At 57.1% G+C, this 12812-nt stretch carries 8 protein-coding genes; all 8 read left to right on the top strand.

Annotated elements, in window-relative coordinates; translation table 11 throughout:
* Window positions 1-256: 256 nt before the first annotated feature.
* Window positions 257-2107 (top strand): hydantoinase B/oxoprolinase family protein, encoded by a 1851-nt coding sequence (locus EA473_RS08015; RefSeq protein ID WP_165875231.1) that lies wholly within the window; start codon window positions 257-259, stop codon window positions 2105-2107.
* Window positions 2104-4164: a hydantoinase/oxoprolinase family protein gene (locus EA473_RS08010; RefSeq protein ID WP_124195141.1), complete on the top strand. Its 2061-nt coding sequence runs from the start codon at window positions 2104-2106 to the stop codon at window positions 4162-4164. Before EA473_RS08015 ends, EA473_RS08010 begins: the two co-directional genes overlap by 4 nt.
* A gap of 208 nt (window positions 4165-4372) precedes the next feature.
* Window positions 4373-5515 carry an acyl-CoA dehydrogenase family protein gene (locus EA473_RS08005; RefSeq protein WP_124195140.1) on the top strand — a complete coding sequence of 381 codons (1143 nt, stop codon included), beginning with the start codon at window positions 4373-4375 and terminating at the stop codon, window positions 5513-5515.
* A gap of 753 nt (window positions 5516-6268) precedes the next feature.
* Window positions 6269-6790 (top strand): acyl-CoA thioesterase, encoded by a 522-nt coding sequence (locus EA473_RS08000; protein WP_341538989.1) that lies wholly within the window; start codon window positions 6269-6271, stop codon window positions 6788-6790.
* A gap of 258 nt (window positions 6791-7048) precedes the next feature.
* On the top strand, window positions 7049-7804 hold the full coding sequence (locus tag EA473_RS07995; RefSeq protein ID WP_124195139.1) for an SDR family oxidoreductase: 756 nt from the start codon (window positions 7049-7051) through the stop codon (window positions 7802-7804).
* A 194-nt stretch (window positions 7805-7998) separates the two neighbouring features.
* A complete protein-coding gene (locus EA473_RS07990; protein WP_124195138.1) occupies window positions 7999-8721 on the top strand; it encodes an SDR family oxidoreductase in 723 nt (240 codons plus the stop codon).
* Between the two features lie 119 nt (window positions 8722-8840).
* Window positions 8841-10565, top strand: coding sequence for a 2-oxo acid dehydrogenase subunit E2 (locus tag EA473_RS07985; protein ID WP_341538988.1), 1725 nt, complete (start codon window positions 8841-8843; stop codon window positions 10563-10565).
* A gap of 226 nt (window positions 10566-10791) precedes the next feature.
* The gene (locus tag EA473_RS07980; RefSeq protein WP_165875230.1) at window positions 10792-12798 is read left to right on the top strand and encodes an alpha-ketoacid dehydrogenase subunit alpha/beta; all 2007 of its coding nucleotides are present in this window, start codon (window positions 10792-10794) and stop codon (window positions 12796-12798) included.
* The last annotated feature ends 14 nt before the right edge of the window (window positions 12799-12812 follow it).

The raw sequence follows: 12812 nt of genomic DNA, 5'->3' as shown, positions 1-12812 counted from the left end.
ACCGCTTGAGCCGCAACAGCAGTAACTCGAGAGTGGAATCCGCCGGAACGAACAACGATCGCTCGAGAGGGGAATTCGACCGAGGGAGACGGCAAATGACCAAGAAATGGACCCATCACGATCCGTCCCAGAATCGATCCGTTGTCGAAGACTGCCTACGTCGGTGGATTTTTCTGTGTTGATTCGACTTCATTCTGTTACATCATGTATAATTATAGACATAACCACTATTACCGTGGGTGGGAGTAGCTCTCGCATGGGAGACGACGCAGCTTCCGACGGCGACAGCGATGTCGTCGCCGATAAAACGGATGGAGACTCGGTAGAAGACAACGATTACGGCATCGAGCCGTATCTGATGACAGTGCTGTCGAAGAAATTCGAGATGGCCACTCGCGACATGACTCAGTCGCTTCTCCGATCAGCGCGCTCGGGCGTGATTTCGGTGGCGAGAGATTTTTCGTCAGCAATTACGCTGTTCGACGGGCGACAGTTCATGATCGACGAAGGACTACCGGTTCATCTCGTGAACGTTCACTTCGTGCCGCGCCGTACACGAGAATTACACGACGAAATTCGCCCAGGAGATTGCTTCCTCACGAATTCGCCGTACGCAGGCAACACCCATCACGCGGACTACACCCTTCACGCTCCTGTCTTCTACGACGACGAACCGTTGTTCTGGGTTGTCAGTCGCGCACATCAAGCGGACATCGGGGCTAACGAACCGAGCACCTACTTGCCGGACGCCGAAAACGTCTATCAGGAGGCGATGCACTTCCCGTCGGTCAAAGTTCAGGAGGACTACGAGGACCGCGAGGACATCGTCAGGATGTGCAAGTTGAACATCCGCGCAGGCGACACACAATGGTATGGGGACTACCGAGCCCAAATAGCGTCGATACGAACCGGCGAAGAGCGGATTCGTGACCTCTGTGACCGGTACGGTCCAGAAATGATCAAACAGTTTTCGAGAGCGTGGTTGCAGTACGGGGAATCGATGATGCGCGACGAGATTGGTACGCTCCCGGACGCAACCGTCGAACACGTATCACGTCACGACCCCGTTCCGGGTGCGGAGGAGGGAATTCCGGTACGAGTGAAGCTGAGCATCGACCCGGACGAGGAACGAATCATAGTCGACCTGACCGACAGCATGGCGAACGTTCCTGCCGGGTTCAATCTGACCGAGGCAACGACCGTCGCCGGTGCCTATGCCGGTGTGTTCAACAACGTCGACAGTAACACGCCCCGAAACCACGGAAGCATTGACCGAATCTCAGTCAAAATGAGTAAGGGGACCGTCGTCGGGGAACCGGAGTATCCAGCGGCGACTGCCACGTCGACCACGAACGTCAGTGGGGTACTCTTCAATGCGGTGCAAGCGGCGTTCAGTGAACTGGGCGAGCCATACGGGCTCGCCGAAGGCTGTACTGGGATCCCGCCGAACGCTGCGGTGATATCGGGAACCGACTTCCGACACGACGACGAACCCTACGTCAACCAGATCATCCTCCGTGGCGGTGGTGGACCAGGCGTGTACGGGCACGATGGATGGGTGATGTACGGCCTGCCAGGTGCGGCGGGCGTCATGCATCGGGATAGCGTTGAAATCGACGAACGAAAGTTCCCGATTCTCATCGAGCGAAACGAAACCCTTCAGGATACGGAAGGGGCGGGTCGGTTCAGGGGGGCACCGGGATCAGTTTGCGAGTACGGGCCCCGAAACGATCCGATGACGGCAGCGTACATCGCTGATGGTATCGAGTATCCACCACAGGGCGTCCAGGGTGGCGGCGAGGGTGGCTCAGCGGGGGCAATGAAAGTGACAGCAGACGGTGACGAGGTCAAACTACCAGGAACAAGCGTCGTCGAGATCGAACCCGGCGAACGGATTCGAGGCATAATCTCCGGTGGCGGCGGGTATGGCGATCCCCTCGAGCGCAATCCCGAAGCGGTCAGAAAGGACGCCGAGGAAGGACTGATCTCTCTCGAGCGTGCGCAAACGGTGTACGGCGTCGTTCTCTCGAAGCAAGGAGACGTCGTCGAAATCGACTGGGAAGCGACAAGGCGCTCCCGAAACGGCGACGGCGGGGGGGTACAATGACCTTTCAACTGGCATCGGACATCGGGGGAACGTTCACCGATCTCTTCGTCTGCGACGAGGAAGGAGTGACGAACTCGTACAAATCACCGACTACCCACGGTGACCTTCCGGACGGATTGCTCACCGCCATCGAGAAAGCGGCAGTTGATCATGGGTTGTCGCTCGAAGAATTTCTCCAACGAACTGACCGATTCGTCCACGGAACGACTGTCTCCACGAACGCGATAATCGAGGGCGAAACAGATACGACGGGGCTAATCGTCACCGAGGGGTTCAAAGACGTTCTGTGGCTCCGCGATGGAGGGAAAGAAGACCCCTACGACTGGGACCGTGATTATCCCGATCCATTCGTTCCTCGAGCACTCACTGTCGGCGTCGACGAGCGAATAAACGCTGAAGGAGAGTGCGTTACACCGCTCGACGAAGCGGAGGCAAGATCAGCCGTTGAGCGGTTGGCTGACCGAGACGATGTCGAAGCAATCGCGGTTTCGTTGCTCTGGGCGCATGTCGAACCTCGTCACGAACGGCGCATCGGCGAGATTATCGAAGACGTCGCGCCCAAGATACCCTACTCGCTCAGTCACGAGGTCAATCCGGTCATCCGGGAGTACCGAAGGACGTCATCGACCGCGATCAACGCGTCACTGACTCGGATCGCGTCGAGCTACCTCGCGGATCTCGAACGCCGGTTGAACGACCGCGGGTTCGAGGAGGAACTGCTAGTTATCACCGCAAACGGCGGTGTACTGGATCCCTCGGAAGTCCGGGAGACGCCAATCTGGACGGTCGACTCGGGACCAACGATGCTCCCGGTCGCGGCGGCGGAGATGACGGAAGCGGAACTCGGACGAACGGACGCGATCGCAGTCGACATGGGCGGCACCAGCATCGATATCGGCGTCGTCGATGACGGCGTCATTCCGCGGACCCGGGACGCGACCGTCGGCGACGATTACCTCCTCGGTATCGAAAAGATCGACGTCACGAGCGTCGGGGCCGGCGGCGGGAGCATCGCGTGGGTCGACGAAGGACGGTTTCTCCATGTGGGACCCCAGAGCGCGGGTTCCGTCCCTGGACCGGCTTGTTACCAGCGTGGCGGAACCGATCCAACAGTAACAGACGCCGCATTGGTACTCGGTTATCTGAACGAAGAGTATTTCCTCGGTGGGACGATGGACGTGGATCGGTCAGCCGCACGGGAAGCGATTCGTGACGAGGTCGCCGAACCGTTGGACGTTGACGTCGGAAGTGCCGCACACGCCATCTATGCAGGAGCGATGCAGGAATCTGTCAACGGAATCGAAGAGCTAACGATCGAGCGTGGAATCGATCCCCGCAATTACGTACTCTTCGGCGGCGGCGGAACCTTCGGCCTCTTTGCCGTTGGTATCGCCCGCGAGATGCAGGCGAATTCGGTCTTTCTGCCGCGCGAGGCCGGCGTCGTCAGTTCGGTCGGGGGGATCCTCTCCGACGTTCGCCGGGATTTCACGGCAAGCCAGTTCGGTCGGAGTGATCAGTTCGATTTCGACAACGTAAACGATGTGCTCACCACCCTTCGTTCGGACGCCGAAGCGTTTCTAGACCGGATGAACGTCGCCGACTCGAACCGGTCGCGAACCGGCTTCGTCAGCGCACGATACCCCGAACAAATCTGGGAACTAGAAGTCGAACTTCCCGTCGAACGAATCACGTCCGAAAATCTTGACGCGCTCGTTGAGCAGTTTCACGAGAAACACAAGGACGTCTACGGGTTCCGAATGGAACAGGACGTTGAGTTCCTCGACTGGCGGATCGAAGCGGTAGGAAAGGTCGACGCCGGAAAGGGGGTCGTCAGCGGTGGTGAGCCGACGTCGGACCCCGTGACGCCTCACGCACAACGTAACGCGTACTTCGACGGTGGGACGGTAGAATGCGCGGTCTACCGAGCTTCCGCACTCAGGCACAGTGACGTAATAACCGGACCGGCAATCCTCGAAGCCGAGAATACGACCGTCGTGTTGCCACCCGAGAGCGAACTATCGGTTACGACCGGCGGAAACTATCGAATTACGCCGTAATCCCCACCTTTGGGCTGGGTTCGAATTACCCCTCGTACGAGATTCAGGGTATTCCTCACGCACTATCCCCGAGTTCGCTCCTTGAGTAGTCCTCAAGCCGACAATCAGGGAGGCTGCGTACAGACAACAATCGACTTGCACAGACGTGCGGGCTGTCTTTCTCACGTCGGTATCCTTATTATGGCACGACGGAAAGCTGAGGCCAGTAATGTACGATCTGACCAACGAGCAACGGATGATGGTAAACGCCCTCGACGACCTGGCGAGAAACGAATTCGACGAGAAGGCGTTCACGTGGAGTGACGAAATTCCGTGGCGGAACCTCGAAACTCTCGCCGACCACGGGTTTCTCGGCATCAACTTCGACCCGGAGTACGGGGGAGCCGGAATGTCGGAGTACGATGCCCTGTTGATGGCGGAGGTCGTCGGCCGTGTCTGTCCTGATACCGCCCGTATATTCAACATTCAACACACGGTCGCGCCAAGGCAGATAGATTTGTTCGGGACTGCAACTGCGAAGGAAAAGTACCTCCCCGGCGTAATCGACGGTGAGAGTCTCGTGTCCGTCGCCATCTCCGAGCCCAGCGCAGGATCCGACATCCGATCGATGTCAACGACCGTCGAAGAAGTCGAAAGCGGATACCGAGTGGACGGTCAGAAAACCTGGATCAGCTTCGGGATGGCAGCGGATGCGGCGGTCGTCTGGGCCAAGTTCGACGAAGGGATCGGCACCGTGGTCGTAGACTTGGATAAAGAAGGCGTCGAACTCGAGGCGTTTACGAACATGGCCGGACACACCCAGGCGCACTATTACTTCGACGGCGTTCGAATCCCTGAAGAGAATATCCTTCTGGACGGTGACGAACTCGGGGGCACACAACTAAAGGCGCTCAACTGGGAGCGGCTCGGAATCGCAACGAAATGCAACTTCATCGCCGCAAACGCGCTGGAGCAGGCACTCGAGTACGCACAGAATCGGACGCAGTTCGATCAACCGATCGGCGACTTCCAGGGGATCGAGTGGAAACTCGTCGAGATGGTAAAGCAACTGGAGGCCTCTCGTGCCCTGACCCATCAGGCTGCACGCCGCGCCGTCGAAATGGATCGATTCCCGACTCGGATGGAGGCGTCCATCGCAAAGCTCTACGCAGCGCGTATGGTCGACCACGTTGTCGACGAGGCGGTGCAAATAAACGGAGCGAATGGGTACGTGCGAGGACACGAACTGGAGTATCTGTATCGTCTCGCCCGCCTCAATCGGATCGCGGGCGGGACAGACGAGATACAACGAAATTCGATCGCCACTCAACTCAAAAAGAACGGCGTTCCGTCCGTCGTTCCCGACTCGTGAGTAAGTCAGGTACGCGACGAAAGTTGCAACCAACGGGTTTCTGATCGGACAGCAATCTGTTGATTGGTAACAAGCCGCGTTTCACGACGTGGAACATCGTCAGGGGTGCCCAATCACGTCTTCGATCGATCGCCGACAGTTGATCGATACTCGCGTGGATCTTTGACGATCAAAGAGGAGAAAGCCAGCCCCAACTCGACCGTATCGTGATCCACCAGGCTCTCTCAACGCGATGACTCCCGCCGGCCACCATTTCACGATGTGAAATAGTCGGGACGGTTCAGAAGCGGAGGCACCGAAACAGCTTCGCAGATATCGTATCAGTGACGACGAAACCCTCAACTCGGTACAATTGAAACCGTGGCTGGACCGTCACGTGTCGCTCACCCTTTGCACTAGTGCCATTGGAAACAATACATTACAAAGGTACGGTCGTAAAAGCTGATGTCCTCACTGGATATCAACGATCTGATGGCCGGGCGTTCGGTAGGCCGAGTGGTTAGAGGGTTCCGGATGGTGGTACACCTTGACCGGCACAGTATTTACAAAAGTACTCTTGTAATATTTCATAAAGCGAAGACTCAAACAGCGTTTCGGAGCGAGCCGTATCTTTGGAAGTTCAGTACGTTATTTTGTATATTTATATCGTTTGCCATCGTTATGAGGTAATGATCATACGAACACACACTTTCCCACCAACGATTCGAATACCGATCGTTGGGGGTTATGAGGACTCAGTATGTATTTCACATTATGAAACAAAGGGTTTCCGGGCAGGGTGTTGCACCCCTTACCAGCGATTCCCGCATGGTGTTGCCGAAACACTATTGCGCGTTCAATCCAACGGATTCGAATGTGACATCGTACAATTACGAAACCGAAATTCAGACGCGTTATCGCGACATCGACGCGATGAACCATGTGAACAACGCCGTGTACGCCAGTTATCTCGAGGCTGCACGCCTGGAGTATTTTCGTGACGTCGTCGGTGAACGATTAGAGCGAACCGATACTGTGATTGTGAGACTGGCTATCGACTATACAGCCCCGATTGAACTCGATCAGGACGTGCTCGTCGCGCTCGGCGTCGACAATATCGGCGAGAGTAGTATCACAATGGAGTACGAGATACGAGCAGACGGGGACGTGGCTGCGACAGCTCGAACAGTGCAAGCGATTCGCGACGACGATGACGGAACGTCGACTTCCGTTCCCGAGCACTGGCAAGAACAAATAGCGTGCCATGAAATCGATTACGATAGCGAACTCGAGTAAATATAAAGTGCGCCCCTATCTGCCATCCATCAGTTGATTCGGTCGCCAACAGGGCACCGTTCCGCTTTGATTTCGGCGACTACTCATAGGGATTATCGTAGGAGTTCATAGTTTCCCGCTGAAGAACCGAGACACAGTGTCGAGGGCCCGGTTTCGAGACCTCCGGGAGGCTACGATAATCCCTATCAGTTGTAACCGGCGAGAACGGGGAATGAACACCACAACAAATAATATACGAGGCCACTTTGGCAGAGGTAGATGTCATCGAAGATTGTAGAAAACGGCTTCAATGATTCGAGAGCGCTTGTGACCGGTGCGAGTTCGGGGATTGGCCGTGCAACAGCACGGAAGTTGGCATCGCTGGGTGCTGACGTAGCGATCGCGGCACGCAGCGAGGACAGCCTCGAAACCGTCGCGGAAACGATCGGCGAGGAAGAAGACGGAGACGCACTCGCAGTTCCAACTGACGTAACCGACGAAAGTCAGGTCGAACGAATGGTATCGCGGACCGTAGAAGAATTCGGGGGGTTAGATGTCGTCGTCAGCAACGCCGGCACGGGCCGGGGCGGTCCGATCGCAGAGATGACGACCGAAGATTACCGAGCAGTCACGTCAGTCAATGTCGACGGGATGTTCTTCACGGCCCGTGAAGTGACACCCCACCTCATCGAGTCGACAGGAAACCTCGTACTCGTCGGAAGTTCGGCTGGAAAGTTTCCCCGGACAGAATACCCGGTCTACGCCGCTTCCAAGTGGTGGACACGAGGGTTTGCACTCAGCCTCGCCGGTCAACTCGGCCGTGAAAACGTCTCCGTTTCGGTCGTGAATCCTGGAAACACGCGAACGATGTTCGGATCGGAGTATCGGGACGCGAATCGAAATTCATACGACGAGGGGGAGGCGCTCGAGGCAGAGGACATCGCCGACGCCATCGCGTACGCTGCCTCTTGTACGGCTCCGGCGACCATCGGCGAAATCGACGTGGTAAATCGAGACGCGTTTTCGGGGATGTAACTCACAATTTGCCGTTGAAAGTCCCGGTCGCCAGTGAAATGATAAACGTACCATCACAATTTGCCGTTGAAAGTCCCGGTCGCCAGTGAAATGATAAACGTACCGTTGTGAATTCGATTACTGGTCGCTTCTGGTTTCGGCGAACTACGATCGTACAAACGCTTAAGACACTCCTATCCGATCGTTAGGACACCATGGAATCCGAAGAGCGGTTAAAAGAAAACGTTGCAATTATCACCGGCGCGAGTGCCGGAATCGGACGGGCAACGGCACGCGAACTCGCCGGACGCGGAGCCGACGTCGTTCTGATGGCGCGGGGGGAAGATCGACTCCAAGATGTCGCGGACTCGATCGAGTCGGAGACGGGCGCGAGGGCGGTAGCGGCACCGGGCGACGCCACAGACCGTGACGACGTCGAAGCCGCCGTCGGGGCCGCAGTCGACGAATTCGGTAGTCTCGACGTCGCCATTAGCAACGTCGGGAGAAGCAGCGGCGGAACGATAGACCGAACATCGGTCGAAGACTTCGAAGTGATGCAGGCGACCAACGCCCGCAGTAGTTTTCTAACGACCACAGCCGCGCTGCCCCACCTCCGAGAGTCTGGCGGGAATCTCATTTTTGTCAGCAGCTACGCCGCCGAATATCCATATCCCCAAAATCCTGTGTACGCTGGCACAAAAAGTTGGATTCGAGGGTTCGCACTGAGTCTCTTCGCGAGCGAGGGAGAACGAGGGGTTGGCGTCACGGTTGTCCACCCATCGGAAGTCAGGACGCAAGTTTGGGCAGACAAATACGACGAAGGGGAAATTACCGAACCAGAGGAAGTCGCTGAGACGATCGCGTTCGCTGCGGAACTGGAGTCCTCCGCGGTACCAGAGCTCTCGCTGTACCGCCGGAATAAGTTATCCTTTTTTTAACCTAACTGGACGTGTAGGGGCGGTAATCGAAGGGGCCCTTGCAGGATCAGAACCGTTCGAATCCAACCACGGGAGATCCAGAGCTACTCTAACAGTCGTGTGCGGCTAATCTCACCGCAATGCGTATTCTTTTAACCAAGTATTCGGAACATCGGGCAAGAATGGGATATCTCATCCGCATGCCTCAGCTAGGGATGTCAATGGACAAAGGTGAAGTTCTGAGCTGGGAAATCGACGAAGGTACTTCGATAGACGAAGGCGAAGTGATCGCCCTCGTTGAATCCGAGAAGACGACAAGGGAAGTGGAAACTCGAGAGGCAGGATCGCTTCGAAAAATTCTCACCCCAGAAGGAACGACGGTTTCGCCGGGAACCGCGATGGGTATTCTGGCAGACCCGGACGAGGATCTCTCGACGTTCGAAGACGAACTCGGACAACCCCTGAGCGAAGCTGTGATCGAGAACGGGGGGACGACCGGATCGGAGGCCGAGGTATCCGCTTCGGGATCGCCGGACGAGGCAAGTTCGGAGGGTGGAAACCAGAGTGGGGAGAAAGCAAACCAACACTCCACGGACGTTCGCGCGACGCCGGGTGCCAGACGGCTCGCCGAAGAGCGGAGCGTGAACCTTACGACCGTTTCCGGCACCGGACCGGGCGGCGTCGTAACTGAAGACGACGTTGACGATCACCTGGAAGCCACCGAGGACGACGCCGCGGCGACGAGGACAGTTCGCGAGGTCGCGGAGACGTCGGGTATGCAAGAGACGGTCGGACGACGGCTCGGTGAGAGTTATCGGAATGCCGTCCACGTCACACTGAACCGTTCGTTCGACACCGAGGTCCTCCAAAACGTCAGAGAAGCAGCGAAGAGTCGAGGAGTGGACATTTCGCTGACAGATCTCCTGATCAAATCGGTTGGAAAGTGTCTGAAATCCCATCCCGAGTTCAACGCAGTTTACGAAGACGGCGAGCACAAACTCATCGACGAAGTGAACGTCGGTGTGGCGGTTGACGTCGAAGATGGCCTCGTCACGCCGGTCGTTCCGACAGTCACCGAAAAAAGCATCGAGGCCGTCAGCACGGCTCGCTCAGAGCGGACCGAACGGATTCAGTCCGGGGATTTCACGACGGACGACCTCACGAACGGAACGTTCACGATTTCGAACCTGGGACCGCTCGGCGTCGACAACTTCGATCCGATCATCAACCCGCCGGAAATCGCTATCCTTGGCGTTGGCCGGATTCGGGCCGACGGAACGATGTCACTAAGCCTGTCGTTCGATCACCGAGTGGTCAACGGGGCCGACGCCGCTCGATTCCTCGACAGTCTCGTCGACATGATGACGGACACTGCATGCCTCCTCGAGTTCTTTTCTGAGGGCGTCACGGTCCAGCCCGGACCAGCCGAAATCCCGGAAACCAACGAGATAAACGCTGATCTCTCAGATCGAGAGATTCAAGTCGAAAACCAAAGAGAGTTTGCAGGCCGATACCACACCGTGTACGGGTCAACGACGTTCGATGAACCGGAATCGGTCGGTGGAACGGGAACTGCACCATCGCCGGTCGATCACCTCCTCGGCGCGCTCGGTTCGTGCGTCTCGTTGACACTTCGTCAGGTGGCCGAAAACGACGGTATCGAAATGGGAGGTATCGCTTGCAACGTAACCGGTCAACCAGAGAACGGTCCGCTGGAAGCGGTTGACATCGACCTGCGACTCGAGACAGACGTTGACGATACGACGATCGAGAAGGCGGTTACCAAGTCCGAGCGGGCCTGTTACGTCAAGCGCTCCCTCTCCGACGACGTCTCGTTTTCGCTCGAGTGGGGACGGATGAGTTGATCCGGCCTGCTGTACGTCGTTGGCGGTACAGCCGCGACCGTCCGGTGGTCGCATCGGTTAATCGGTGCAGTAAACCGTATAAGTTGCCGATCAATCGCTGTGATTTGTCCTAACCGGTCGAGGTAAACGGAAGAATGCCGGTTCGAAGAACGATCCGATGCAGTACGGAGCGACAATTCCGTTTGCCCTCGCATTTATATACGATGAGTCGGAAGATACGGTTGCTATGAGTTCCCAAGAGGAGCAACAGTCCGACCTCGACGATCAGGATCGGATCGAGTTGCTGCGTACGATGCGACGGATTAGGGAGTTCGAATCCGAGATGCAGGTCCGATTCGCCGACGGCGAAGTTCCCGGGTTCCTCCACCTGTACATCGGTGAAGAAGCGATCGCGGTGGGGGTCGAACAGGCGCTCACCGAGAACGATTACATCACAAGTACCCACCGGGGCCACGGACATTGTATTGCACGGGGTCTCGAGACGGACCGAATGGCTGCCGAACTGTACGGAAAGGAGACTGGATACTGCAACGGCAAAGGCGGATCGATGCACATCGCCGACGTCGACGCCGGGATGCTCGGCGCGAATGGAATCGTCGCCGGCGGCATTCCAATTGCCACCGGAGCGGCGTTGTCTTCTAAAATGCGTGATAGTAACGAGGTTGCAGTCTCGTATTTCGGCGATGGGGCGCTCTCCCAAGGGGCATTTCACGAAGCGTTCAACCTCGCTGGACTCTGGAACCTTCCGCTCGTCGGGATCATCGAGAACAACCAATACGGGGAGATGACCGGCATCGAGGACCACCATCCGGCAGAATCAGTCGACGATTTAACCGTTTACGGTGAACCATACGGCGTGAACCGCGTACAGGTAGATGGGATGGACGTCGAAGCCGTCTATAGCGCGGCGTCCGAGGCCGTCGAGCGAGCCAGAGCCGGCAAGGGGCCGTCCCTCATTGAGTGTATTGCGTATCGGTTCGAAGGACACCACGAGGGTGACTCGGAGTTCTACCGCGATGAAGACGAACTGAACGAATGGCGACAGAAGGATCCGATTCGAACGTATCCGCAGGAACTCATCGACCGAAGCGTGCTCACGGAGTCTGAGTACGAGGAGATAGAACGCGAGATCGAAGCAGAGATCCAGGACGCGGTCGACTTTGCACGCCAGAGCGATCAGCCGGCACCGGAAGCGGCCTACAACGGTCTCTACAGCGACAACGTGAACGCCAACGAGAGTTCGGTTCCGCAAAGCGGAGACACTGAAGAGCTAACCGTCCGCGAGGTGATCAGTCAAACGCTCGGCGAGGAGATGGAACAAAACGACCGCGTGTTCCTCCAGGGAATCGATGTCGCCGGTCGCGGCGGGACGTTCAACACCCTCGAAGGTCTCGCCGAACGGTTCGGAGAAGACCGCGTCCGAAACACTCCTATCAGCGAAGTCGCAATCGTTGGAAGTGGTCTCGGTGCAGCCGCAACAGGGATGAGACCCGTAGTGGAAGTAATGTACTCCGGGTTTTTGGGCGTTGCCGGTGATCAGCTGCTCAACCAGGTCGCGAAGATGCGGTACATGTTCGGCGGGAAACTGGATATTCCGCTTACAATTCGGACCCAGAACACGATGGGATACGAAGCCGCCGCACAACACTCACAGGCCCTGCACAATTGGATCGCGGCAATTCCCGGTATCAAAGTGGTTTGCGCCTCGACGCCGGCCGATACGAAAGGACTGCTCAAAGCGGCCGTTCGGAGTGATGACCCGGTAATGGTATTCGAGCACTCGGGAGTTTACAACCGCTCTGGTCCCGTTCCGACCGATGAGTACGTCCTTCCCATCGGCGAGGCTGCGGTCGAGCGTGAGGGCGAAGACGTCACGGTCGTCGCCACACAGGTACAACTCTGGAACGCCCTCGAGGCGGCAAAACGACTCGAGAGCGAAGGAATCAGCGTAGAAGTCGTAAATCCCAGAACGATCGACCCACTCGACGTCGAGACGATAGCGGCCAGCGCTAGAAAGACCGGACGATGTGTCGTCGTCGACGATACACCGCTCAGTTTCGGGATGCAGTCCGAACTGTCGTCGAGAATCTCCGAAGAGGCGTTTTTCGATCTCGATTTCCCTGTCCAGCGCATCGGTATCGACGACGTCCCAACGCCGTTTAGTCCGCCGCTCGAACAGGAAGTCGTTCCGGACGACGAAGACATCGCAGAAACCGTCCGGAAACTCACTTGATCCCCCCGCTCTAG

Source organism: Natrarchaeobius chitinivorans (genome assembly GCF_003841505.1).
Taxonomy (GTDB): Archaea; Halobacteriota; Halobacteria; order Halobacteriales; family Natrialbaceae; genus Natrarchaeobius; species Natrarchaeobius chitinivorans.
Note: the sequence above shows the minus strand (reverse complement) of the source record. Positions and strands in the feature narration are given on the sequence as shown.